The organism is Streptomyces sp. NP-1717 (assembly GCF_022695985.1).
Classification (GTDB): domain Bacteria; phylum Actinomycetota; class Actinomycetes; order Streptomycetales; family Streptomycetaceae; genus Streptomyces.
Genome location: NZ_JAAPBF010000099.1, coordinates 1 through 24,927 on the forward strand (window position 1 = coordinate 1; position 24,927 = coordinate 24,927).

Consider the following 24,927-nt stretch of genomic DNA (forward strand, 5'->3'; position numbering starts at 1 on the left):
TGTCCGGGGTGGTACGTGTCGGGTGCCCGAACTCCCCCGGGGACACGGCTACTTGCCGGTCTCCTTCTCGTACGCCTTGAGCACCTCGTCCGTCGGGCCGTCCATCAGGAGTTCGCCCTTCTCCAGCCACAGCACCCGGTCGCAGGTGTCCCTGATCGACTTGTTGCTGTGGCTGACCAGGAAGACGGTGCCCGCCTCCTTGCGCAGCTCACGGATCCGCGCCTCGGAGCGGATCTGGAACTTGCGGTCACCGGTCGCCAGCGCCTCGTCGATCATGAGGACGTCGTGGTCCTTGGCCGCCGCGATGGAGAAGCGGAGCCGGGCGGCCATGCCGGAGGAGTACGTACGCATCGGCAGGGTGATGAAGTCGCCCTTCTCGTTGATGCCGGAGAAGTCGACGATGGACTGGTAGCGCTCCCGTACCTGCTCGCGCGTCATGCCCATGGCCAGACCGCCGAGGATGACGTTGCGCTCGCCGGTGAGATCGTTCATCAGCGCGGCGTTGACACCGAGCAGCGAGGGCTGGCCGTCCGTGTACACCTTGCCGTGCTCCGTGGGCAGCAGCCCCGCGATGGCACGCAGCAGGGTCGACTTCCCCGAGCCGTTGGTCCCGATCAGGCCGATCGCCTCGCCGCGGTACGCGGTGAAGGTGACCCCCCTGACGGCGTGGACCTTGCGGACCCCGCGCGACTCGCCCTTTTCGCGCCTGAGTATGCGGCTCAGCGCCGCGGTCGCGCTGCCCTTGCCACCGCCGCCGCCGTTGACGCGGTACACGATGTGCACGTCGTCGGCGATGACGGTGGGGACACGTCCCTGCTTGTCGAGGTCAGCCACGGCCGTACCGTTCCTCCGCCTTCCAGAAGTACACGAAGCCCGCGATGCCGACGAGCAGCGACCAGGCGAGACCCGCGGCCCACACGTGCTGGGGCAGGTTCGAGGAACCGTAGTCGTCGATCAGCGCGAAGCGGATGAGGTCCATGTAGATGGCGGCGGGGTTGTACTGGAGTACGTCGACGATCCAGCTCGGCACGTTCGGCTTGTCGGCGAGGATCAACGGGATGGAGAACATCACGCCGGACGCGTACATCCAGGTCCGCATGATGAACGGCATCAGCTGGGCGAGGTCGGGCGTCTTGCTGCCCAGCCGGGCCATGATCAGCGCGAGACCGGTGTTGAAGACGAACTGGAGCACCAGGACGGGCAGCACCAGCAGCCAGGACAGGCCCGGGAGGCTGCCGAACGCGACCACCACGGTGAGCAGCACGATCATCGAGAACAGCAGCTGCTGGAGCTGCTGGAGCGCGAAGGAGATGGGGAGTGAGGCGCGCGGGAAGTGCAGGGCGCGCACCAGCCCGAGGTTGCCCGAGATCGCCTTCACGCCCGCCATCACGGACGTCTGTGTGAACGCGAACACGAACACGCCCGTCACCAGGAACGGGATGTAGACGCGGATCTCCATGCCGCGGCCGGCGTTCAGGATCAGGCCGAAGATCAGGAAGTAGACGAAGGCGTTGAGAAGTGGGGTCGCCACCTGCCAGAGCTGACCGAGTTTCGCCTGGCTGTACTGGGCCGTGAGCTTCGCCTGGGAGAAGGCGAAGATGAAGTGGCGCCGGCCCCACAGCTTGCGGATGTACTCGGCCAGTCCCGGACGGGCACCGCTCACCGACAGGCCGTACTTGGCGGCCAGTTCGGTCGAGGACAGACCGTCGTCGGGTGACGGCGGGGCGCTCATCGCGATCGCGCCGTCATGGGTTGTCTCACTCACAAGTTGAAACTTTCGTGTTCAAGATGCGCAGCCGGTCGGGCACAGGCGTGGACGGCCGGGACCCGGGAGTAAAGGTCTGTCGTTCGGATCGTGCCGGGCTCGGCCTGATCCGTACGACAGACCCAGCCCCGATGCTCTCAGAGCCGAGCCTGTCAGATGACAGGCGGTCGGCCCAGTCGGGTCAGCCGCCACACCGTACGCCACTTCATGGGCCTGCGGGGACCGCACGGAGTCGTCCAGCCTTCCCGGAAACCGCCGAACCATGCCTTCAGCGCGGGGACGGTGGGACGGCGGGCGAGGGTGAGCAGGATCCAGACGCCGAGGTAGACGGGAACGACGGGCGCGGGCAGGTTGCGGCGCGCGAGCCAGACCCGGTTGCGGGCCACCATGCGGTGGTAGACCGCGTGCCGCGACGGCGGCATCGTGGGGTGGAAGAGCACCATGTCGGAGCGGTAGTCGATCATCCAGCCCGCGTCCAGCGCCCGCCAGGCGAGGTCGGTCTCCTCGTGCGCGTAGAAGAAGTCGCCGGGCAGGGCGCCGACCTCGGCGATGACCTTCGTACGGACGGCGTTGGCGCCGCCCAGGAAGGTCGTCACACGGGAGGACCGCAGCGGGTCGGAGGCGCGCAGCCGGGGGACGTGGCGGCGCTGGGTGAGCCCGGTCTCGGGGTCGGCGATCCGGAAGCTGACGATGCCGAGGACCGGGTCGGCGGCGAACGCCGCGCGGACCAGTTCGGCGGTGTCGGTGCCGGGCAGCAGTCCGTCGTCGTCGAGGAAGAGCAGGACGTCCACGTCGCCGCCGGAGGGGCCGAACGCCTCGATGCCGACGTTGCGGCCACCGGGGATGCCGAGGTTCTCGGGCAGCTCGATGGTCCGTACGCCGTCGGGCACGTCGCCGACGGGGGCGCCGTTGCCGACGACGACGACCTCGACCGGGTCGCCGTCCTGCTTGGCGACGGAGTCGATGAGGGCCCGGAGGTCGTCGGGACGGTTGCCCATGGTGATGATCACCGCGCCGAGCCGCATGTCACTCACCTCAGCCTGCTGGAGGCGAGGATCGACACGAGGTGCAGCAGCGTCTGTACGACGGCGATGCCGGCCAGCACTGCGACGCCGAGCCGGGAGAAGAACAGGTCGTCACGGACCGCGTCCAGGATCGCCAGCAGAAGGATCAGCAGCGACGCCTCGATGCCGAGGATGAGGCGGTGGAACTTCAGCGCCCCGGCGGCCCGGCGGGCCAGCGCCATGCCGGAGGAGCGCGGCTCGGACGCCGCCTCCTTGACCGGCGGCAGACCCTGCTGGTGGCGGGCGACACCGACGAGGTCGGTCTCGGCCTTGATCAGGACGGCGCCGAGGGCGGCGAGGGTGCCGAGGAAGGCCCAGAGCCAGTCGATCCGCCCGGAGCCCCACGGGTCGGCGGCGCGCAGTCCGAAGCCGAGCAGCACGGCGGCGTCGCACAGGTACGCGGCGACCCGGTCCATGTAGACGCCGGTCATCGAGTACTGCTTCTTCCAGCGGGCGATCTCGCCGTCGACGCAGTCCAGCAGCAGATAGAGCTGGACCATCACCACACCGAGCACCGCGCCCGTGATGCCGGGCACCAGGAGGGCGGGGGCGGCGAGGACGGCCGCGGCGGTCATCACATAGGTCACCTGGTTGGGCGTGACGCGCGTGTTCACCAGGTGCCGGTCGATGCGCAGGGAGACCTCGCGCATGTAGAGCCGGCCCCCCCAGTGCTCGCCGCTGCGCCGGTCCTTGACCCCCGGGGGGTGAACGACCGGGCGTAGTTCAGCTACCGATGGCTTTTGCATAGTCGACGTAGGCGTCCTTGATCTGGTCCGGGGACAGGTTGAGGTGCTCCAGGATCGTGAAGCGTCCCGGACGGGTCTGCGGTGCGTAATCCACGGCCTGGACGAATTCGTCCAGGCTGAAACCGATCTCGGCCGGCAGCACCGGCAGCCCGTGTCGGCGCAGTACTTCGGCGATGAGCTGGGACTGCGCGTGCGCGCCGCGCAGATGCATCGCGAAAGCGGCGCCCATCCCGACCTGCTCGCCGTGGCTCGCCGCCCGCTTGGGGAAGAGGAGGTCGAAGGCGTGGCTGATCTCGTGGCAGGCGCCGGACGACGGGCGCGAGTCGCCGCTGATCGACATGGCGATACCCGTCAGGACGAGCGCCTCGGCCAGGACGGTCAGGAACTCGTCGTCGCCGACGGTGCCGGGGTGGCGCAGGACGGCCTCACCGGCGGTCCGGCCCATGGCGGCGGCCAGCCCGTCCACGGGCTCGCCGTTGATCTCGTGGGAGAGTTCCCAGTCGGCGATGGCGGAGAGGTTGGAGAGCGCGTCGCCGACACCGGAGCGGACGAAGCGGTCCGGGGCGTCACGGACGACGTCGAGGTCGACGACGATGGCGATGGGCGTCGGGACGCCGTACGAGCCGCGGCCGTTGTCGTTGTCCAGGGTGGAGATCGGCGAGCAGATACCGTCGTGCGAGAGGTTGGTGGCGACGGCCACCATCGGCAGGCCCACGCGGGCCGCCGCGTACTTCGCGACGTCGATGATCTTGCCGCCGCCGAGTCCGACGACGGCGTCGTACCGCTTGCCCTTTATGTCGTCGGCGAGCTTGACCGCGCAGTCGATGGTGCCGTCGGCGACCAGGAACCAGTCGGCGTCGGGCAGCACGGGGGCCAGCTTCTCGCGCAGCGCCTGCCCCGAGCCGCCGCTGACCGCCAGCGCGAGCTTGCCGGACGCGGAGATCCGCTGGTCGGCGAGGAGGCCGGCGAGGTCGTCCATGGCGCCGCGCGTGATGTCGACGACGACCGGGGACGGGATGAGTCGGGTCAGTACTGGCACGCGATGACACGGCCCTTCGCGAGGTCGTCGTGGTTGTCGATCTCCACCCACGGGACGTCGCCGATGGGGGCGACGTCGATGGTGAAGCCTCTGTTCACGAGTTCCTGGTAGCCGTCCTCGTAGTAGAGGTCGGGGTCGCGCTCGAAGGTGGTCCTCAGCGCGTCGGCGAGTTCGTCGGCGGCCTCGGGCTCGATGAGGGTGACGCCGATGTACTCGCCGGTCGCGGTGGCGGGGTCCATCAGCTTCGTGATGTGCCGCACGCCCTTGTCCGCCTCGGTGATGACCTTCATCTCCTCGTCGGCGAGCCGCTTCACCGTGTCCAGCGCGAGGATGATCTTCCGGCCCTCCCCGCGCGCGGCGAGCAGCGTGCGCTCGACGGAGACGGGGTGGACGGTGTCGCCGTTGGCGAGGATCACACCGCGCTTGAGGACGTCACGGGCGCACCACAGCGAGTAGGCGTTGTTCCACTCCTCGGCCTTGTCGTTGTCGACGAGCGTGAGGCTGAGGCCGTACTTCGCCTCCAGGGCCTCCTTGCGCTCGTACACGGCCTCCTTGCGGTAGCCGACGACGATCGCGGCCTCGGTGAGCCCGATCTCCGCGAAGTTGCCGAGCGTCAGGTCGAGGACGGTCGTGTCGCCGTCCACGGGCACGAGGGCCTTGGGGAGCGTGTCGGTGTAGGGGCGCAGGCGCCTGCCGGCACCGGCTGCCAGTACGAGGCCGATCATGCGGTTTCTCCTTCGTCGTGTACGGCGGGGGCTCCGGAGGAAACCCAGAACCGGATGGACTCCGTGAGCGCGATCACGGCGACGACGACGGCGAGCACCGTCAGAGCCGTCGGAAGGTCGGATCCGGCCGTGGAGAAGGCGGCGATCGCGGTGACGAGCAGCGTGCGGCCCTCGTGTCCGCCGAGTGCCCGGACCAGCGCGCGGGGCGGGGCCCCGGTGCCGCCCCGGATGCGGTACACCGTGTCGTAGTGATGGTAGGCGACCGCCGCGACCAGCCCGAATGCCGCGGGGAGGGCGCCGGGGACGTCGGCCCGGGCGGCGAGGACCAGGACGGTGCTGTACTCGGCGGCCCGGAAGACCGGCGGGATGAGCCAGTCCAGCGCGCCGCCCATACGGTGGGCGACGGCGATGCCCGAGGTCACGGCGTACACCAGGGCGCCGAGGACGAGCACGGGGCTGTCGAGCGGGCCGAACGCGGCCATGGAGACGGCCGCCGCGCCGCCCGCGAAGGCGATCAGGAGGGGCAGTACGCCGGGCAGCGCGCGGGCCGGGCGCCGCACGGCGCGAGCGGTCAGTTCGGCGAGCGGTCCCGTGTCGGCGAGGTCGGCGAGCGCCCGCGCCGCCCGGTCGGTGCGGACGGCCCTGCGGGTGACCGAGCGCAGGACACGGCCCGCGGTGGTGTAGCAGGCGGCGAAGGCGCATCCGGCGAGGAGCGCGTAGAAGACGATCCTGGGGGTGGTGAGGGCGGTGAGGACGGCGATCATCGCCCAGCGTTCGCCGATCGGCAGGACGATCATCCTGCGGACCCAGACGGTCCAGCCGACGCTGTCGAGCCTGCTGGAGAGGGCGGTGGTGGGGGTGCCGACGACGGCCTTGTCCTCCTTGCCCCCGGCGGTGGCGGCTGCGGCGGTGGCGTCGTGGTTCGCCTCGTTGAAGGAGAAGTCCACGACGTGCCGCACGCTCTGGAGCACCATCGCGGCCAGCGCGAGCGCCCATACATCGTCACTGCCGCCGCCGCGGGCCGCGCCGATCGCGAGACCGGCGTAGTACGCGTACTCCTTGGCCCGGTCGAAGGTCGCGTCCAGCCAGGCGCCCATCGTCGAGTACTGCAACGAGTAGCGGGCGAGCTGTCCGTCGGTGCAGTCGAGCACGAAGGAGAAGAGGAGCAGCAGTCCGGCGGCGACGTAGCCGCCGCGGGTGCCGGTGGCCGCGCAGCCCGCCGCGATCAGCGCGGTGAGCAGGGACGCGGTGGTGACCTGGTTGGGGGTCAGTCCGCGCCGGGCGCACCAGCGGGCGAGGTAGCGGGAGTAGGGGCTGATGCAGAAGGTCGTGAAGAAGCCGTCGCGGGCCTTGACTGCGGTGCGCAGGCGTACGGCTTCGTCGTCGACGGCCGCGACGGCGTCGAGCGCCTGTGCGCGGTCGGCCGGTGTGTCCGGGACGGCGGCGACGAGCGAGCCGAGTTCCGGGCGCTGCACGGGGGTGCCGTCGGCCTCGACGGCGGCGACCACCCGGTCGGCGAGCGGGAGTCCGGAGGCCGCGGGGGCGGTGTGGGTGGCCGGCTGCCCGGCCTCCGTCACGACACCGGCGCCGCCGCTCCGTACGGCGGGGGCCTCGGCCGCCCTGTCCGTACGGCCGGTGGCCGGGGCGTCGGTCACGGTGGTCAGCGCCACGGCCAGCGCGGCACGCGCCTCGGGCCGCGCGGTCAGCGCGCCGGTGACGGCCGCCGCCGGGAAGCGGGGATCGGTCAACGCCAGCCGCAGCGCGTGGAGATGACCGACGAAACGCTGGTCGACGAGGGCGACCCGGTCGGTGGCGGGCACCGAGGCGAGCAGGCTCAGCGCGGTGGCCGCGTCGGGCGCGGTGCGCACGTCGAATCCCAGCGACCGCAGATCGCCTTCGAGCGGCGATCCGGGTACCGGCGTACCGGTGAGGATGGCGGTCGACAGACGAATTCACTCCTTGACACTGACAGGGCGGACGCGCGGCGGCTGTACCCGGCGTCCGGGGGCGGCGGCACGTCGGCAGAGGCTATCGGATGAACGGAAACCTGAGTTCACTGCCCGTTCACGCGACGGACGCCATGAGCCGGGCCAATTCCGACCCGCCGGGAGATCATCATTGTCGATCGGTGCCCCGCCTCACAAACCGTGGCCGCCGGGGATCCGCAGGGGTCCCGTAAGACATATCCGACTCCACACGGTCTGCACCGTCGAAGCCGCGACCGGCGGGTGAACGTCCGGTAACCGTACGACGGCCGGGGCGCCCCGGTGGCAGGCTCTAAGGTGACGGCATGACTTGGCTGATCACAGGTGGAGCGGGGTACATCGGGGCGCATGTGGCGCTGTCCATGACCGGGGCGGGAGAGCGGGTCGTCGTCCTCGACGACGTCTCGTCCGGGGTCCCGGACCGGCTGCCCGCCGAAATCCCCCTGGTGCGCGGCTCGTTGCTCGACCGGGAGGTCGTCGACCGCGCGCTGGCCGACCACGCGGTGACCGGTGTGGTGCATCTCGCGGCCAAGAAGCAGGTGGGTGAGTCGGTCGAGCGGCCGCTCGCCTACTACCGGGAGAACGTGCACGGGCTGACGGTGCTGCTGGAGGCCGTGGTCGACGCGGGGGTCGAGCGGTTCCTGTTCTCGTCGTCGGCGGCCGTGTACGGCGTGCCCGATGTGGAGCTGATCACGGAGAAGACCCCGGCGGTGCCGATCAATCCGTACGGCGAGACGAAGCTCACGGGTGAGTGGCTGGTACGCGCCACGGGCCGGGCCCACTCGCTGTCCACCGCGTGCCTGCGCTACTTCAACGTGGCGGGGGCGGCGCGGCCCGATCTGGCGGACACCGGGGTGTTCAACATCATCCCGATGTTCTTCGACCGCATCTCGCGCGGTGAGCCGATGCGGATCTTCGGCGCGGACTACCCGACACCGGACGGCACCTGCGTACGGGACTACATCCATGTCGCGGATCTCGCCGACGCCCATCTGGCGGTCGCCCGGCGGCTGGCCGAGTTCGAGGCGCCCGGGGACCTGACGTACAACATCGGGCGCGGCGAGGGCGTGTCGGTGCGCGAGCTGGCGGACCTGGTGGCCGAGGTCACGGGTCACACGCTTCCGCCGGTGGTCGAGTCCCGGCGGGCGGGCGACGCGGCGAAGGCCGTCGCCTCGGTCGAGTCGATCACCGCGGAGCTGGGCTGGACGGCGCGGCACGGGGTACGCGAGATGGTCGAATCGGCGTGGGAGGGGTGGCGGCTCCGCCATCCGGAGCCGGCTGCGGACTGACCCCTCAACGATCTTGTCACTTCGCTGACCTGCGGCCATTCCCGCAGGTCAGAGGGAATGACAACGGTGTTCAGTGCCGTGTTGCCCGATACCCCCCACCCGTAGTTCACTGGCCGCATCGGCTCGAACAATCCGGGAGGCATCCGCATGGGGGCTGGGCACGATCACGGGCACACGCACGGTGGCGCGCCGCCTCCGGGAACCGCCACCGCCGCCTACAAGGGACGGCTGCGGATCGCGCTGGGAATCACCCTGTCGGTGATGGTCATGGAGATCATCGGCGGTATCGCCGCCGACTCACTGGCCCTGATCGCCGACGCCGCCCACATGGCGACGGACGCGGTCGGTCTCGCGCTGGCGCTGCTCGCCATCCACTTCGCAAGCCGGCCGTCGACGGGCAACCGTACGTTCGGCCTCGCCCGCGCGGAGATCCTGGCCGCGCTCGCCAACTGTCTGCTGCTGCTCGGTGTCGGCGGCTTCCTGCTCTTCGAGGCGGTCGAGCGCTTCATCACCCCCGCCGACACCAAGGGCGGTCTCGCGATCATCTTCGCGGCCGTCGGCATGGTCGCCAATCTGATCTCGCTCTCCCTGCTGATGCGCGGGCAGAAGGAAAGCCTCAACGTGCGCGGGGCGTATCTGGAGGTGCTGGCCGACACACTCGGCTCGGTGGCCGTCCTGATCTCGGCGACGGTCATCCTGACCACCGGGTGGCAGGCGGCCGACCCGATCGCGTCCCTGGTGATCGGTCTGATGATCGTCCCGAGGACGGTGAAGCTGCTGCGCGAGACGCTGAACGTGCTGCTGGAGGCGGCCCCCAAGGGTGTGGACATGGCCGAGGTCAGGGCGCACATGGTGGCGCTCCCCGGAGTGGCGGACGTGCACGACCTGCACGCCTGGACGATCACCTCGGGCATGCCGGTGCTCTCGGCGCACGTGGTGGTGGACCAGTCCGTGCTGGACAGCGTCGGGCACGAGAAGATGCTCCACGACCTCCAGGGCTGTCTCGGCAGCCACTTCGACGTGGAGCACTGCACCTTCCAGCTGGAGCCGGTGGGGCACGCCGAGCACGAGGCGAACCTCTGCCACTGACGCAGGGCGGAAATCCCCGTGGGGCGCCTGTGGCCCCCTGTTAGAGTCCGGGCCGGAGACCGTCGGTGGTCTCCCGGAAGCGGTGAGAGGAGCTGGGGTCGATGACCGTCGCAGTGGAGGTCGCCTCGCGCGGCACACGGTCCTTCCCCAGCTTCCGGGCTGCCGGCTGACCGGTCGCACCACACCGGTCCCGCGTCGGCCGGAGCCCCTTCACACACAAGGGTTCTCACGTTGTCCGACAACGACGCACAGCACGCGCGCGACGGATCGGCTGAAGCCGAGCTGTACGACGCCTTCTTCTCCCTGCACCACGGCCTGCCCCGGCAGGGGCCGGGCTCCGACACCACCACCCGGCGGCTGCTGTCCTTCGCGAGGCCGCTGCCGTCGCGTCCGCGCGCGCTCGACCTGGGCTGCGGCCCGGGCAGGGTGTCGCTCCTGCTGGCCGCCGAGGCCGGGGCGCACGTGACCGCCGTCGATCTGCACGAACCGTTCCTCGACGAGCTGCGGCGCGGCGCCGCCGCCCCCGGGCTCAGCGGATCGATCAGCACGGAGACGGCGGACATGGCCGAACTCCCCTACCCGGACGGGTCGTTCGACCTGGTGTGGGCGGAGAGCTCGGTCTACTCCATCGGTTTCGACAACGGCCTGGCCCGCTGGCGGCGGCTGCTGGCACCCGGCGGCACGCTGGTCGTCACCGAGTGCGAGTGGACGACGGCCGATCCGGGCGCCGAGGCGCGCGCCTTCTGGGACGAGCAGTACCCGCTCCGTACGACCGGGGAGAACTCGGCGGCGGCCGTCGCCGCCGGGTACACCGTGCTGGAGGTGTACCGGCAGCCGGAGAGCGACTGGGACGAGTACTACGGGCCGCTCGGCGAGCGGGCCGACGCCGCCGACCCGCGGGCGCCCGGCATGGCGCGGGCGCTGGCCCTGACGCGCGCGGAGATCGCGATGCGCCGCGAGCACGGCACGGAGTACGGGTACACCGGCTACGTCCTGCGGCCGGACCGGGCACCGGCCGAGTAGCGGCGCACCTGTCCGCCCCCGCGGAGCACATCGCGGGGGCGGACATGCCCGTTTCACGGAAGTGCGGACAACACGCTGTCGTACGGCAGACTTGGGGGCCGAGGACCGAAGCGAAGGATGGCTATGCCGACCACACCTGTCACTGCGGCGAGCAGCTCGCCGAACGGCGTACAAGAATCGATCATGCTGGAGCTGGTCGACGAGGACGGCAACACCATCGGCACGGCCGAGAAGCTCGCGGCACATCAGGCACCGGGTCAGCTGCACCGGGCGTTCTCCGTCTTCCTCTTCGACGAGCAGGGCAGGCTGCTGATCCAGCGCCGCGCGCTCGGCAAGTACCACTCCCCCGGCGTCTGGTCGAACACCTGCTGCGGGCACCCGTATCCGGGCGAGGCGCCCTTCGCCGCCGCCGCGCGCCGTACGTACGAGGAGCTGGGCATCTCGCCCACGCTGCTCGCCGAGGCGGGGACGGTCCGCTACAACCACCCGGACCCGGAGTCCGGGCTGGTCGAGCAGGAGTACAACCACCTCTTCGTGGGGCTCGCGCAGACGACGCTGCGGCCGGACCCGGCGGAGATCGGTGACACGGCGTTCGTCACACCCGCGGAGCTGGCCGAGCGGCACCGGTCGGCTCCGTTCTCGGCCTGGTTCATGACCGTGCTGGACGCGGCGCGTCCGGCGGTCAAGGAGCTCACGGGGCCGGCCGGGGGCTGGTAGCGCTCTCCCGGACCTCCGGGACTTCCCGGACTTCCCCGGCCGGCACCGCCGCGGCGTCGGGCGTCAGCGGGAGCAGCGCCCAGACGATCTTCCCGCCGCTCGCCGTGTGCTCGACGTCGCAGGTGCCGCCCGCCTCCAGGGTGATCTCCCGTACGAGCAGCAGACCGCGCCCGCCGGTCTGCCCGTAGTCCCGCTCCAGCGCCTTCGGCCGGTAGGGGTGGTTGTCCTCCACGGAGACCCGGATCCAGTCGGCGGCGATGGCGACCTCCACCGCGATCTCGGGCGACAGCAGGGCCGCGTGCCGTACGGCGTTGGTCACCAGCTCCGAGACGATCAGCAGCAAACCCTGCACGAGGTCCTCGGACGCCGGGGCGCCCTGACGCTCCAGCAGGTCTCGTACGGCGCGCCGCGCCTGGGGCACGGAGACCTCGATCGAGGGGGCGGTGAACCGCCAGACTCCCTCGTACGGAAGCGGTCTTGCCGGGACACTTCCCAGGCTCTCCACCACCGCGCACCCACCCTCGGTTCGGCAGCGCTCCGAGCGCGCTGTTCCTCGGACCGAGAGTCTTGGGAACAAGGACGTACGGACCACCGCACTGAACAGAAGTCAGCGCCTATCGACGGATTGTGTCCGGGTGCGTTCAACCATGTCGGACGGCTGACCGGACATGGCGCTTTCCTGGCCCCTTGTTTCCGGCCCTTCGCGATCACGGGGTCGTCCCGTCCCGATAGCATCCGGCGCATGGAGCCCACCGAGACCGCGACGCCACGCCTGGTCAGCGCCGTCGCCGACGGGGTCGCCACCGTGACCGTCACGCATCCCGCCAAACGCAACGCGCTGACGGCGGACATGTGGCGGGCGCTGCCCGATGTGCTGGCCCGGATGGCGGCGGATCCCGCCGTACGGGCCCTGGTGCTCACCGGCGCCGGTGACTCCTTCAGCGCGGGCGCCGACATCGGCGCGCTGCGCGAGCCCGGTGACGCGATACAGGATCTGAGTGTGCGGGCCGAGGAGGCGCTGGCGGCGTTCCCCAAGCCGACGCTGGCCGCCGTACGGGGCTACTGCGTGGGCGGCGGGGCCCAGTTGGCCGTCGCCTGCGATCTGCGGTTCGCGGAGGAGGGCGCCCGGTTCGGGGTCACGCCGGCGAAGCTCGGTGTCGTCTACCGCTCGTCGTCGACCCGGCGGCTGGTCTCGCTGGTCGGCCCGTCGACCGCCAAGTATCTGCTGTTCTCCGGGGAGTTGATCGAGACCGACCGGGCGCTGCGGACCGGCCTGGTGGACGAGGTGCTCGCGCCCGGCCAACTGGGCAGGCGGGTGGCCGAGTTCACCCGGTTGCTGGTCAGCCGATCACAGCTGACGCAGGCGGCGGCGAAGGAGTACGCGACGGGCCGCGAGGACCGGGACGCGTACTGGGACGGGCAGGCGCGCGGCAGCGGGGACCGCGCGGAGGGCGTGGCGGCGTTCCTGGAGCGCAGGACGCCCCGCTTCGAGTGGACGGTCCGGGACTGAGCGGCGGGCCTCGTCCCCGACGCCGGACGGCCTCGGCGGGCCTGTCCCGCACCCGGACTTCCGGGCGTACCGACCAGTCGGTAACGTACCCGGCATGACCACTCTCGCGCCGCGCGCCGGACGCCGCTGTCACAACTCCGTCAATCCGCTGCACTCGACGGTCTACTTCTCCCCGGACCTCGACAAGGAGCTCGCCGGAGTCGGCATCGACGACCCGAGGGCCGCGTACTTCGCCGGGCGCGGCGCCGCGATGGGCGCGGTCGGGCCCGGTGTGATCGCCGCCGCCTTCTACAACTTCAGCTACGACCTCGTCGCCCGCCACGTCCCCGCCGTCTGGCGCGCCGCCTCTCCCGAGGCCGTGCTCGACGCCCGGCTGCGCGCCGTGGACTCCACCCTGCGGCGCGTCCTCGGTGAGGAGGCCGTCGCGTCCGACGAGATGGCCGAGGCCGCCCGGCTCGCCCTGCGCGCCACCGAGGCGTGCGACCGGCACGCCCGCCCGCTCTACGCCGCACACGCCGACCTGCCGGTGCCCGAGCAGCCGCACCTGGCCTACTGGCACGCGGCGACGCTGCTGCGCGAACACCGCGGCGACGGCCATCTCGCCGCGCTGCTGTCCGCGGGGCTCGACCCGGTCGAGGCGCTCGTCAGCCACACGGCGACCGGCAAGGGCATGTCCCCGCGCTGGGTGCTCGGCACCCGGGGCTGGCACCGTACGGACTGGGACGCCGCGGCCGGCCGGCTGCGGGAGCGCGGGCTGCTCGACGAGGCGGGCGAGCTGACCGGGACGGGGACCGCGCTCCGCGCCGAACTGGAGGAGCACACGGACCGGCTCGACAGCGCCCCGTACGAGCATCTGGGCGCCGACGGGGTGGAGCGGCTGACCGAGCTGGCGCGCGGATTCCTGATGGCCGCGGCCGGCGCCGGCGCCTTCCCGGACGATCTCATCGGGAAGGGCTGACGTTTGCGGGGACGGTCAGCGGCAAACCGCAGAGTGCGGGCCGGTAAGGCAGGCCCGCACATCTAGCAGGAGGTTTCCGTCATGCGTGCCATCGCAGATGCACTTCGCGCCGTCGGTGGAGCGATCGCCACCGTGGTCACGCTGCCGTTCCGGCTCGTCGCCAAGCTCTTCGGCGGCGCCTCGCGCGGCGGCGGCCGCGCCCGCCGCGTCTGACCCGTCGCCGGACGCCACGACGTCGCCGATCGAGAGGGCGCGCGACACGGCACCCGGCCACCCGGCACAATGCAGGCACCAGCACAGCCAGCACGAGAGCCGAGTCGGGGAGAACGTGACGACGTCCATCGAAGGCAGGATCGCCGGGGAACTAGGCGTACGCGAGCGGCAGGTGAAGGCGGCCGTCGAGCTGCTGGACGGCGGATCGACCGTGCCGTTCATCGCCCGCTACCGCAAGGAAGCGACCGAGATGCTCGACGACGCGCAACTGCGCACGCTCGAGGAGCGGCTGCGCTACCTGCGTGAACTCGAAGAGCGCCGGACGGCGATCCTGGAGTCCGTACGGGAACAGGGCAAGCTGGACGAGGCTCTGGAGGCGCGGATCCGGGCCGCCGACACCAAGTCGCGGCTCGAGGACATCTATCTGCCGTTCAAGCCCAAGCGGCGTACGAAGGCGCAGATCGCCCGCGAGGCCGGGCTCGAACCACTCGCCTCGGGCCTGCTCGGCGATCCGTCGGTGGACCCGCTGACCGCCGCGGCGGCGTTCGTCGACACCGACAAGGGTGTCGCCGACGCCGCCGCCGCGCTGGACGGCGCCCGTGCCATCCTCACCGAACGCTTCTCCGAGGACGCCGACCTCATCGGTGAGCTGAGGGAGCGCATGTGGACGCGCGGCCGGCTCACGGCGAAGGTCCGCGAGGGCAAGGGCAACGCGACGGAGGGGCCCGCGGCCAAGTTCGCGGACTACTTCGACTTCGCCGAGGCCTTCACCGCACTCCCCTCGCACCGCATGCTCGCGCTCTTCCGGGGCGAGAAGGAAGAGGTCCTGGATCTCAGCCTGGAGCCGGAGACGGAGGACGCCGACGCCCGGCCGGGCCCCAGCGGTTACGAGAACATGATCGCCCGCCGCTTCGGCGTCGCCGATCGCGGCCGGCCCGGCGACAAGTGGCTCGGCGACACGGTCCGCTGGGCCTGGCGCACCCGGATCCTCGTCCACCTCGGCATCGACCTGCGCCTTCGGCTGCGCACGGCCGCCGAGGACGAGGCGGTACGGGTCTTCGCGTCGAACCTGCGCGATCTGCTGCTGGCGGCGCCCGCCGGCACCCGCGCCACGCTCGGGCTCGACCCGGGCTTCCGCACGGGCGTCAAGGTCGCCGTGGTCGACGCGACGGGCAAGGTCGTCGGCATCGACACGATCCATCCGCACGTCCCGGCGAACAAGTGGGACGAGTCCCTGGCGAAGCTCGCGCGGCTCTGCGCCGAGCACTCCGTCGACCTGATCGCCATCGGCAACGGCACGGCGTCCCGCGAGACGGACAAGCTGGCGGCCGAACTGATCGCGAAGCACCCGGAGTTGAAGCTCACGAAGGTGATGGTCTCGGAGGCGGGCGCCTCCGTGTACTCCGCCTCCGCGTTCGCCTCCCAGGAGCTGCCGGATCTCGACGTGTCGATCCGCGGCGCCGTCTCGATCGCCCGGCGGCTCCAGGACCCGCTCGCCGAGCTGGTCAAGATCGACCCCAAGTCCATCGGTGTCGGCCAGTACCAGCACGACCTGTCCGAGGTGAAGCTCTCCCGCTCGCTCGACGCCGTCGTGGAGGACTGTGTGAACGGCGTCGGTGTCGACGTCAACACCGCCTCGGCGCCGCTGCTTTCGCGGGTGTCGGGCATCGGCGCCGGTCTCGCCGAGAACATCGTCTCCCACCGCGACTCCAACGGACCGTTCCGTTCCCGCCGGGCGCTGAAGGACGTGGCGCGGCTGGGGCCGAAGGCGTACGAGCAGTGCGCCGGCTTCCTGCGCATCCGCGACGGTGACGATCCGCTGGACGCGTCGTCCGTCCACCCGGAGGCGTATCCGGTGGTCCGCGCGATGGTGAAGACGACGGGCGGCGAGGTCGCGGCGCTGATGGGCAACGCGGGGGCGCTGCGCTCGCTGCGCGCCGCCGACTACGTGAGCGACGCGTTCGGGCTGCCGACGGTGAACGACATCCTGCGTGAGCTGGAGAAGCCGGGGCGGGACCCGCGACCGGCGTTCAAGACGGCGACGTTCAAGGACGGTGTCGAGAAGATCGGCGATCTCACCGCAGGGATGGTGCTGGAGGGCGTGGTCACGAACGTCGCGGCGTTCGGGGCGTTCGTGGATGTCGGCGTGCACCAGGACGGTCTGGTGCACGTGTCCGCGATGTCGAAGACGTTCGTGAAGGACCCGCGGGACGTGGTGAAGCCCGGTGACGTGGTGAAGGTGAAGGTGCGGGAGGTCGACATCCCGCGCAAGCGGATCTCGCTGACGCTGCGGCTGGACGACGACACGGAGACCGGCGGCGCGGACTCCGGCGGTGGTGACCGTGCTCCGCAGCAGCGGCGCGGCGGTGGCGGTGGCGGCAAGGGCCGCGGCGGTGACCGGGGCGGTGATCGCGGCGCGAAGCGGCAGGCGCCGTCGAAGCAGCAGTCGAAGCCCGCACCGGCGAACAGCGCGATGGCCGACGCGCTCCGGAGGGCGGGGCTCGGGGGCTGAACGCCACCGGGCGTCCCCGGCGAACCCGTGGGCACGGGTTCGCCGGGGACGCCGGGCGCGGCGACGGCCGGCCGCGCCGCTCAATCAGGCTTGCCCGCGCACCGGCCCATGATGTCCGGCTGCGCGGTCCATGGCGTCGGCGGACGCGCCCGGTAAGGAACGTGCTCAGCGGTGCGGCACAGCAGTATGGCGATGTGCCAACGGGACAGCAGGGTCCGGTCCCCGGGGCCGGGGTGCCTCCTTCGAGGTCGCGACGTTGACGGCCACGGCACTCGCCGCCGCGACCATCCCCGGCAACGCGGCGCCACCGTAACCGCACGCGCGCGGCCCGCGGGACCGGCGCGGCGGGCAGCGCGGCCCGAGCGCCGGCGGTCCCGTCAGGCCTCCGTCACCTTGCCGGCCGCGACCTCGATACGCCGTCCCGTCCGGACGGCCCCCAGCATCCGGCGGTCGTGTGTGACCAGCAGCAGCGTGCCCTCGTAGGAGTCGAGCGCCGACTCCAGTTGCTCGATCGCCGCCAGGTCGAGATGGTTCGTCGGCTCGTCGAGGACCAGGAGGTTCACTCCCCTGCCCTGGAGCAGCGCGAGGGCCGCCCGGGTGCGTTCGCCCGGGGAGAGCGTCGTCGCCGGGCGCAGTACGTGCGCCGCCTTGAGGCCGAACTTGGCGAGCAGGGTGCGGACTTCGGCCGGCTCCGTGTCCGGGACGGCCGCGCAGAACGCCTCCAGCAGGGTCTCCGTACCGTGGAACAGCGCGCGGGCCTGGTCGACCTCGCCGACCACGACGCCCGAGCCGAGCGAGGCCGCTCCCGCGTCGGGCGACAGCCTTCCCAGCAGGAGCGCCAGCAGGGTGGACTTGCCCGCGCCGTTCGCGCCGGTGATCGCCACGCGGTCCGCCCAGTCGATCTGGAGCGAGGCGGGCCCGAACCGGAAGTCACCGCGCCGGACCTCGGCGCCGTTGAGCGTCGCGACGACCGACCCGGAGCGCGGGGCCGACGCGATCTCCATCCTCAGCTCCCACTCCTTGCGGGGCTCGTCCACGGCCTCGGCGTCCAGGCGTTCGATCAGCCGCTGGGTCTGGCGGGCCTTCGCGGCCTGCTTCTCGGTGGATTCGGAGCGGAACTTGCGGCCGATCTTGTCGTTGTCCGTGGCCTTGCGGCGCGCGTTCTTGACGCCCTTCTCCATCCAGGAGCGCTGTGTCTGGGCCCGGCCCTGGAGGGCCGAGCGCTTGTCGGCGTACTCCTCGTACTCCTCACGGGCGTGCAGCCTCGCCCGCTCGCGCTCTTCCAGATACGCCGTGTAGCCGCCGCCGAAGAGGTTGACCTGCTGCTGGGCCAGGTCGAGTTCGAGGACCCTGGTGACGGTGCGGGTGAGGAATTCGCGGTCGTGGCTGACGAGGACGGTGCCCGCGCGCAGGCCCGTGACGAAGGATTCGAGACGTTCGAGTCCGTCGAGGTCGAGGTCGTTGGTCGGCTCGTCCAGGAGGAAGACGTCGTAACGGGAGAGCAGCAGGGACGCGAGGCCGGCGCGGGCGGCCTGGCCGCCGGAGAGCGCGGTCATCGGCTGGTCGAGGCCGACGGTCAGACCGAGGGAAGCGGCCACTTCCTCGGCGCGCTCGTCGAGGTCGGCGCCGCCGAGTCCGAGCCAGCGCTCCAGGCCCACGGCGTACGCGTCGTCGGCGCCGGGCGCCCCGTCGACGAGTGCCTGGGTGGCGGCGTCGAGGACGGCCTGGGCGTCGGTGACGCCCGTACGCCGGGAGAGGAAGTCCCGTACGGATTCGCCGGGACGGCGCTCGGGCTCCTGCGGGAGGTGGCCCACGGTGGCGGTGGGCGGGGAGAGACTCAGCGCCCCGTCCTCGGGCGTGTCGAGCCCGGCGAGCAGCCGGAGCAGGGTCGACTTCCCGGCTCCGTTGACCCCGACGAGCCCGATCACGTCGCCGGGCGCGACGACGAGGTCGAGCCCGGCGAAGAGTGAGCGGTCACCGTGTCCTGCGGCGAGATTCTTGGCGACGAGAGTGGCAGTCATCAGACCGTCGATTCTAGGGGCTGATCGGGAGCGGTTACGGGGCGGAGCCGCGGGTCACAGCAGGCCTGCCAGTCTGTAGAGGGCGAGGCTGCCGGCGACCGCGACGTTGAGGCTGGCGCCGGTGCCGACCATGGGGATCTCCACGCAGCTGTCCAGCAGGTCGAGTGCTTCGGGTGGGATGCCGTGCTGTTCGTGGCCCAGCACCATCACGGTGCGCTGCCGGGCGGCGGGCAGGTCCGCCAGGCGTATCGCCTCGTCGGCGAGTTCGACCCCCACGACGTGCGCGCCGCGCTCCCGCTGCCGGGCGAGCCAGCCGAGCGGATCGCCCGTCCAGTGGACGCACGGGGGTCTGCGCAGCGTGTTGCCGCGCGCCAGTGCCTCCGGGACCCAGGGGAACCGCGGGAGGGCGAGGCACGCGCCGACGGCGTCGCAGGTACGGGCGAGGGTGCCGAGGTTGGCTCCGTGCAGGGGCCACAGCGGGGCGGCGTAGAGGTGGTCCCAGCAGGAGTGCGCGCGTGGGCGGCGGCCGCGGCGCAGTTCGGAAGGGGTACGGGGGCGGATCGCGGTCATCGCCGCGAGGCCGCCGGCCTCCGGGGCTGTGAGGTCATGTGGTTCACGTCGTACGGCGATTCGCGGCTCGCCGGGGCCATCGTCGGGTTGGACCGAGGATGGCTCGCGCGACGGCGGGATGTCCACCGGTTTCCGCCTCGGCTACCGTCCCGGACATGAATGACACGGTGATCGTCGTCGGAGGCGGGGTCGTCGGGCTGACGAGCGCCGTCGTGCTCGCCGAGCGGGGTCGACGGGTGCGGGTGTGGTCGCGGGAGCCCGCCGGACGGACCACGTCGGCGGTGGCGGGCGCGCTGTTCTGGCCGTACCGGATCGAGCCCGCCGAGCTGGTCGGGCCGTGGTCCCTGCGGTCGTTGCGCGAGTACGTCGCGCTGGCGCGCGATCCGGAGAGGACCGGCGTACGCGTCGTGGCGGGCCTGATGGCCGACACCCCCCGTACGGGCCTGGGGAGTTGGGCGGACGAGGTGCCCGAGCTGCGGGAGGCGCGGGCCGGGGAGCTGCCGGAGGGGTGCGGTCAGGCGCTGCGTGCCCGGCTGCCGCTGATCGACATGCCCGCGCATCTGCGGTACTTGGAGGAGCGGCTGCGCGCCGCCGGCGGAAGTGTGGAGCGGCGAACGGCCGGCGGCTTCGAGGAGGCGGCGGCCGAGGCGTCCGTCGTGCTGAACTGCTCGGGGCTGGCCGCCCGCGAGCTGGTGCCCGACGCGTCGGTGTTTCCGGTGCGCGGGCAGCTCGTGGTGGTCGAGAACCCGGGGATCGACGAGTGGTTCGTGTCGCCGGGCGAGGACGACGCCGCCGCCACGACGTATCTGTTCCCGCAGCCGTACGGTCTGGTGCTCGGCGGGACCGCGGAGGAGCACGTGTGGGATCGGCTGCCCGATCCGGGGACCGCCGCCGCGATCGTCGGGCGGTGCGCCGCGCTGCGTCCGGAGCTGCGGGGCGCGCGGGTCCTCGCGCACCGGGTGGGGCTGCGTCCCGCGCGGCCCCGGGTGCGGATCGAGGAGGTCCGGCTGCCGGGCGGGGCACGGCTCGTGCACAACTACGGCCACGGTGGCGCGGGCGTCACCGTGGCCTGGGGCTGCGCGGAGGAGGCCGCCCGCCTCGCGGGGTGAACCCGCGGGGGCCGGGCGGCCTCCGTACCCATGGGGAGCGGTGTCAGCGTGACGCCGACGTCTCCGGGGTGTTTCCGGCCGGCCCGTCCTCGGGCGCCGGGCCGATCCGGATCTCGAAGTCGCCGTCGTACTGCTCGTGGCCGGCGATGACCGCCGACTCGACGACCTCGACGCCCCGCTCGCTGCGGACGATCAGCGGGTCGTGGCGCAGGTCGCGCATGAGGGCCACACACATGCCGATCATGACGAGCGCGAAGGGCGCGGCCACCAGGATCGTCATGTTCTGCAAGCCCTTGAGCGCGTCGCCGCCACCGTTGCCGACGAGCAGCATCACCGCGGCGACCGCACCGGTCAGCACACCCCAGAAGACGATCACGTACTTGTTGGGCTCGAAGTGCCCCTTCTGGGAGAGGGTGCCCATCACGATGGACGCGGCGTCGGCGCCGGAGACGAAGAAGATGCCGACGAGGATCATCACCAGCAGGCTGGTGACGGTGGCGATCGGGAAGTCCTGGAGCAGCTGGAAGAGCTGGCCCTCGGGGGTCGCCTCCTTCGCGAGCTGGCCCTTGTCCTCCTGGAGCCGGATGGCCGAACCGCCGAAGATGGCGAACCAGATCAGGCTGACGGTGCTCGGTACGAGGATGACGCCGCCCACGAACTGACGGATCGTCCGGCCGCGGCTGATACGGGCGATGAACATGCCGACGAAGGGCGTCCAGGAGATCCACCAGGCCCAGTAGAAGACCGTCCAGCTGCCGAGCCATTCGGCGACGCCCTTGCCGCTGCTGGCCTCGGTACGGCCCGCGAGCTCGGCCAGGTCACCGAAGTAGGCGGCGATCGAGGTCGGCAGCAGGTCGAGGATGAAGACGGTCGGGCCGAGGATGAACACGAACAGGGCGAGGAACAGCGCCAGCACCATGTTGGTGTTGGAGAGCCACTGGATGCCCTTCTCGACACCGGAGACCGCCGAGGCCACGAACGCCAGGGTCAGGACGGCGATGATGGTGACGAGCAGCGCGGTGCTGACGTTGTCGCGCCAGTTCAGCTCGGTGACCCCGCTGCCGATCTGGAGTGCGCCGAGGCCCAGCGAGGCGGCCGAACCGAAGAGCGTCGCGAAGATCGCGAGGATGTCGATGACGCGGCCGGTGGGTCCGTAGGCGTGCTTCTCGCCGAGGAGCGGGACGAAGACCGCGCTGATCGTCTGGCGCCGCTTGCGCCGGAAGGTGCTGTAGGCGATGGCGAGGCCGACCACGGCGTAGATGGCCCACGGGTGCAGCGTCCAGTGGAAGAGCGTGGTGGCCATGGCGGTCTCGGTGGCCGCCGCCGCGTCGGGAGGGTTCGTGCCGGGGGGCGGGTCGGTGAAGAAGGTGAGCGGTTCGTTCACGCCGAAGAACATCAGGCCGATGCCCATGCCGGCGCTGAACATCATGGCGACCCAGGAGATGGTTCTGAACTCGGGCCCCTCCCCCTCCTCACCGAGGGTGATCTTGCCGTAACGGCTGATCGCCAGCCAGAGGGCGAAGACCACGAAGCCCGAGGCCACCAGGACGAAGGCCCAGCCGCCGTTGTGGATCAGCCCGGAGAGCATCGAACTCGACACGTCCTCCAGGGAGTCGGTGGCGACCGAACCCCAGATCACGAAGGCGAGTGTGAGGACGGCCGTGACACCGAACACCACCCGGTCGGTCTGGGGGCGTTGGGAGTCCTGGGGATGGCCGGGGCCCGCCGTCGTCACCGACGGCGGGCCTCCTTCGGCTCCCGGTTTCTGAGCGTCCTGCGACACGGGCAAACACCTTTCGGGGGTTCACGGAGCAGTGGGTCGGCGCTCCGTGACGCCTTGGACCCGGTCCGGCGGATCTTCGTGGACTGATGCACGACTATCCACCGGACCGGAACTCACACATGTGACTTGCGTCTCTTTCTATCAACAAGTCGCCACGGGTTGTCCAACGGTGAGGTGGTAGGTGGCGCGTCCGTCGAGGAGGAGCGGGATCAGCTTGCGCTGGGACTGGCGCAGCGGCACGAAGGCGGTGTCACCGCGTGTGGGCAGCGCCTTCACACCGTGCAACGCCAGCTCGTCCTTCACATCCGCGTACTGGGCGGCGTCCAGCCGGTAGCCGCAGGGCGGATCGCCGAGGGTGTCCTCGGGGGCGGCGGGCTCGTTGTCGGCGCCTCCCAGGTAGACCGCGCCCCGGTCGAGCAGTCCGGCGGCGCGGGAGAGCGCGGTGGCGGCGGCGATCTGAGTGCGGCGCTCGTCGGTGTAGCCGAACAGCCCCTTGAGGGAGTCGAGTTGGCTGTCGACCCGGCGCCGCTGGTTCAGCGCGGGATCGTTCTCCTCGGCCTCGGACCCCGGGTCGACCCGGCTCTCGATGAGCAGACCGACGGAGTGCTTGACGCCGGAGGCGTTGCGCAGGATGCGCTCCTGGCCGTCGCCCGCGGTCTGCCTGATCGGGTCGCCGGTGACGGGGTCGGTCCAGATCCCGTACGTGCCGATGGAGTGGCCCGCGGCGCGGGCGGCCGGGCGCACGTACGCCTCCGACAGGGTCTGCGCCTCCTTGTGCACCCGCGAGGAGGTGTTGAGGTTGCGCGGCCAGAGGTCGAAGAGGTCCTTGTCGTAGTACGGCGGGGTGGCCCCGTACTCGTGCAGGTCGTAGATGATGTCGGGCTCGCGGTCGCGCGTGAGGGCGGCCATGGTGCGTCCCTCGGCCGTCTTGAGCGCGATGTGGTCGCGGTTGATGTCGACGCCGTCGGAGTTGCCCCGGGTGTCGGCGGCCCGCCCGTCGGGGTTGGCGGTCGGGACGACCAGGACGCTCGTACGGTCCAGGAACCGCTTCGTCGCGCGGTCCTTCGGATAGGCCAGGTCGCGGACCGTGGTGAGGCACGCCTCGCGGCCCGAGGGCTCGTCACCGTGCTGACTGCAGATCAGCAGGACGCTGGTCACGGAACGCTTGTTGCCCAGCTCGACGAGGTTGAGCGGGCGGCCCTGCTTGGTGGTGCCGATGGTGCTGACCGCGACCCCGTCGCCGCCGCGCTCGACGGCGGCGAGGAATTCCTGCTCACGCTCCAGGGAGGTCCACTCGGCGCCGTCGCTCTCTTCGAAGCCGGTGCGCGGCGGGGTGTCGGCCGGGGCGGCCGGGCGTGCTGAGGAGGGAAGGGCGGTGAGGGGGACGACGAGGGCGGCTGCCGCCACCGACAGGACGAGGGTGCGAATCCGGGACGTCATCAGTAGCGGTCTCCGAAGCTCGGCGGGGTGGTGCGGCGGACGCTTGCCCCGTGAACGGATCTCCATGGGGCGGAAACGTACTCCCGTGAACAACGGTGCGACAGAGGGCTGTCCACGATCAGCCTTAAGTCGGTGGACGCACGCCGCACCTGCGGGGACGTGCGAACGGGACTCTGGGAGCGCTCTCTCGGGTCCGGGGGCAGCGGATACCCTGTACCGGTCCGGCGGCCCGTTCGGTCTCCCGTACCGCCACCGGGCCCCTTTCGGGCACGCACGTGTCCACCGGCCAGAACAGGGCCGTGCCCACCCGCACGGCCACCGACGAGGAGCGCCCGCCTTGCCCGAGCAGTCACCTGGGTCCCGGCCCACGCTGGAAGCCGTCGCGGAGCGTGCCGGCGTCTCCCGGGCCACCGCGTCCCGGGTCGTCAACGGCGGTGCGGGGGTGCGGCAGCCGCTGGTCGACAAGGTGCTCCGGGCCGTCGACGAACTGGGGTACGTGCCGAACCACGCGGCCCGCACACTGGTCACCCGGCGGACCGGCGCGGTCGCCGTGATCATCGCCGAGCCGGAGATCCGGATCTTCTCCGACCCGTTCTTCTCGCAGCAGATACGCGGCATCAGCAAGGAACTGACCGCGCACGACACCCAGTTGGTGCTGCTCCTGCTCGAAGGGCCCGGTGACTTCGGGCGGATCGCACGGTATCTGGCGGGCGGCCATGTGGACGGCGCCCTCGCCTTCTCGCTGCACATCGACGATCCGCTGCCGGCCATCATCCGCCGCTCGGGAACACCGACGGTGTACGGCGGCCGGCCGAGCTGGACCGCGGCGCCCAGCGATCAGGGTGTGCCGTACGTGGACGCCGACAACCGCGGCGGCGCGCGGGCGGCCGTGCAGTACCTGCGCGACCTCGGGCGCGAACGCATCGCGCACATCGCGGGCCCGCCCGACCAGACCTCGTCCACGGACCGGCTCGACGGCTACCGCGACGTACTGCTCGACGCTGACCCGGGCCTGATCACCGAGGGCGAGTTCACGGTGGACAGCGGTGCGCGGGCGATGCGTGAACTGCTGGACCGGCGCCCGGACCTGGACGCGGTGTTCGCGGCCAACGACCTGATGGCGTCCGGTGCGCTGCGGGTGCTGCGCGAGCGCGGGATCTCGGTGCCGCGGGAGGTGGCGCTGGTCGGGTTCGACGACATGGAGTCCATCGCCGAGGACACCGACCCGCCGCTGACCACGATCCGGCAGGACGTGGAGGGCCAGGGCCGGCTGATGGCGCGGCTGCTGCTGCGCGGGCTCGACAAGGACAGCGCGGAGGCACGGTCCCCGGCGTCCGTGATCACCCCGACCACGCTGGTGCGGCGGGCC

21 protein-coding genes and 1 pseudogene are annotated in these 24,927 nt (G+C 71.4%); 10 read left to right on the forward strand and 12 right to left on the reverse strand.

The annotated features are described in order from the left end of the window. Window positions 1-48 precede the first annotated feature (48 nt). The 7 genes from GXP76_RS20135 to GXP76_RS20165 all read right to left on the reverse strand — a co-directional run bounded on the left by GXP76_RS20135 (window position 49) and on the right by GXP76_RS20165 (window position 7,285). Window positions 49-834 (reverse strand): ABC transporter ATP-binding protein, encoded by a 786-nt coding sequence (locus GXP76_RS20135; RefSeq protein WP_147876309.1) that lies wholly within the window; start codon window positions 832-834, stop codon window positions 49-51. Continuing rightward, window positions 827-1,765: an ABC transporter permease gene (locus GXP76_RS20140; protein WP_242572950.1), complete on the reverse strand. Its 939-nt coding sequence runs from the start codon at window positions 1,763-1,765 to the stop codon at window positions 827-829. Before GXP76_RS20140 ends, GXP76_RS20135 begins: the two co-directional genes overlap by 8 nt. A 152-nt stretch (window positions 1,766-1,917) precedes the next feature. Then, a complete protein-coding gene (locus tag GXP76_RS20145) occupies window positions 1,918-2,790 on the reverse strand; it encodes a glycosyltransferase family 2 protein (protein WP_078074128.1) in 873 nt (290 codons plus the stop codon). A 5-nt stretch (window positions 2,791-2,795) separates the two neighbouring features. Beyond that, window positions 2,796-3,575, reverse strand: coding sequence for a CDP-alcohol phosphatidyltransferase family protein (locus GXP76_RS20150; RefSeq protein ID WP_242572951.1), 780 nt, complete (start codon window positions 3,573-3,575; stop codon window positions 2,796-2,798). Continuing rightward, window positions 3,553-4,614 (reverse strand): iron-containing alcohol dehydrogenase family protein, encoded by a 1,062-nt coding sequence (locus GXP76_RS20155; protein ID WP_242572952.1) that lies wholly within the window; start codon window positions 4,612-4,614, stop codon window positions 3,553-3,555. Before GXP76_RS20155 ends, GXP76_RS20150 begins: the two co-directional genes overlap by 23 nt. Beyond that, a complete protein-coding gene (locus GXP76_RS20160) occupies window positions 4,602-5,339 on the reverse strand; it encodes a sugar phosphate nucleotidyltransferase (protein ID WP_242572953.1) in 738 nt (245 codons plus the stop codon). Before GXP76_RS20160 ends, GXP76_RS20155 begins: the two co-directional genes overlap by 13 nt. Continuing rightward, complete coding sequence (locus GXP76_RS20165) at window positions 5,336-7,285, reverse strand: DUF5941 domain-containing protein (protein ID WP_242572965.1); 1,950 nt, start codon at window positions 7,283-7,285, stop codon at window positions 5,336-5,338. Before GXP76_RS20165 ends, GXP76_RS20160 begins: the two co-directional genes overlap by 4 nt. A gap of 344 nt (window positions 7,286-7,629) precedes the next feature. On the opposite strand from GXP76_RS20165, the gene galE reads away from it, so the two are divergent. The 4 genes and pseudogenes from galE (at window position 7,630) to idi (ending at window position 11,442) form a co-directional block, all read left to right on the forward strand. After that, on the forward strand, window positions 7,630-8,613 hold the full coding sequence (galE, locus tag GXP76_RS20170; protein ID WP_242572954.1) for a UDP-glucose 4-epimerase GalE: 984 nt from the start codon (window positions 7,630-7,632) through the stop codon (window positions 8,611-8,613). Between the two features lie 147 nt (window positions 8,614-8,760). Next, window positions 8,761-9,702, forward strand: a complete 942-nt coding sequence (locus GXP76_RS20175) for a cation diffusion facilitator family transporter (protein WP_242572955.1) — start codon at window positions 8,761-8,763, stop codon at window positions 9,700-9,702. 282 nt (window positions 9,703-9,984) lie between these two features. Further along, a pseudogene (locus tag GXP76_RS20180) lies at window positions 9,985-10,704 on the forward strand (class I SAM-dependent methyltransferase); the annotation flags it as partial. Between the two features lie 144 nt (window positions 10,705-10,848). After that, window positions 10,849-11,442, forward strand: coding sequence for an isopentenyl-diphosphate Delta-isomerase (idi, locus tag GXP76_RS20185; RefSeq protein WP_242572956.1), 594 nt, complete (start codon window positions 10,849-10,851; stop codon window positions 11,440-11,442). On the opposite strand, the gene GXP76_RS20190 is transcribed toward idi, so the two are convergent. After that, on the reverse strand, window positions 11,417-11,947 hold the full coding sequence (locus GXP76_RS20190) for an ATP-binding protein (protein ID WP_242572966.1): 531 nt from the start codon (window positions 11,945-11,947) through the stop codon (window positions 11,417-11,419). The two genes, idi and GXP76_RS20190, sit on opposite strands and share 26 nt — an antisense overlap. 237 nt (window positions 11,948-12,184) lie before the next feature. Between GXP76_RS20190 and GXP76_RS20195 the strand changes: the two genes are divergently transcribed. The 4 genes from GXP76_RS20195 to GXP76_RS20205 all read left to right on the forward strand — a co-directional run bounded on the left by GXP76_RS20195 (window position 12,185) and on the right by GXP76_RS20205 (window position 16,635). Then, window positions 12,185-12,952, forward strand: coding sequence for an enoyl-CoA hydratase/isomerase family protein (locus GXP76_RS20195; protein ID WP_242572957.1), 768 nt, complete (start codon window positions 12,185-12,187; stop codon window positions 12,950-12,952). Window positions 12,953-13,046: 94 nt separating this feature from the next. Next, window positions 13,047-13,910: a hypothetical protein gene (locus tag GXP76_RS20200; RefSeq protein WP_242572958.1), complete on the forward strand. Its 864-nt coding sequence runs from the start codon at window positions 13,047-13,049 to the stop codon at window positions 13,908-13,910. A gap of 81 nt (window positions 13,911-13,991) precedes the next feature. Further along, window positions 13,992-14,123, forward strand: coding sequence for an LPFR motif small protein (locus GXP76_RS35665; protein WP_252120200.1), 132 nt, complete (start codon window positions 13,992-13,994; stop codon window positions 14,121-14,123). A gap of 115 nt (window positions 14,124-14,238) precedes the next feature. After that, complete coding sequence (locus GXP76_RS20205; RefSeq protein WP_242572959.1) at window positions 14,239-16,635, forward strand: Tex family protein; 2,397 nt, start codon at window positions 14,239-14,241, stop codon at window positions 16,633-16,635. Between the two features lie 377 nt (window positions 16,636-17,012). Here the strand turns inward: GXP76_RS20205 and GXP76_RS20210 are convergent, their stop codons facing one another. Both GXP76_RS20210 and GXP76_RS20215 read right to left on the reverse strand, forming a co-directional pair. After that, window positions 17,013-18,656, reverse strand: coding sequence for an ABC-F family ATP-binding cassette domain-containing protein (locus GXP76_RS20210; RefSeq protein ID WP_242572960.1), 1,644 nt, complete (start codon window positions 18,654-18,656; stop codon window positions 17,013-17,015). Between the two features lie 54 nt (window positions 18,657-18,710). Further along, a complete protein-coding gene (locus GXP76_RS20215; RefSeq protein ID WP_242572961.1) occupies window positions 18,711-19,226 on the reverse strand; it encodes a TrmH family RNA methyltransferase in 516 nt (171 codons plus the stop codon). A gap of 155 nt (window positions 19,227-19,381) precedes the next feature. Between GXP76_RS20215 and GXP76_RS20220 the strand changes: the two genes are divergently transcribed. Continuing rightward, window positions 19,382-20,335: an FAD-dependent oxidoreductase gene (locus GXP76_RS20220; protein ID WP_242572962.1), complete on the forward strand. Its 954-nt coding sequence runs from the start codon at window positions 19,382-19,384 to the stop codon at window positions 20,333-20,335. Between the two features lie 43 nt (window positions 20,336-20,378). On the opposite strand, the gene GXP76_RS20225 is transcribed toward GXP76_RS20220, so the two are convergent. Beyond that, on the reverse strand, window positions 20,379-22,070 hold the full coding sequence (locus GXP76_RS20225; RefSeq protein ID WP_242572967.1) for a BCCT family transporter: 1,692 nt from the start codon (window positions 22,068-22,070) through the stop codon (window positions 20,379-20,381). A gap of 189 nt (window positions 22,071-22,259) precedes the next feature. After that, on the reverse strand, window positions 22,260-23,558 hold the full coding sequence (locus tag GXP76_RS20230) for a M14 family metallocarboxypeptidase (protein WP_242572963.1): 1,299 nt from the start codon (window positions 23,556-23,558) through the stop codon (window positions 22,260-22,262). A 337-nt stretch (window positions 23,559-23,895) separates the two neighbouring features. On the opposite strand from GXP76_RS20230, the gene GXP76_RS20235 reads away from it, so the two are divergent. Further along, window positions 23,896-24,927: LacI family DNA-binding transcriptional regulator (locus tag GXP76_RS20235; protein WP_242572964.1), on the forward strand; the 1,032-nt coding region annotated here is incomplete at its 3' end.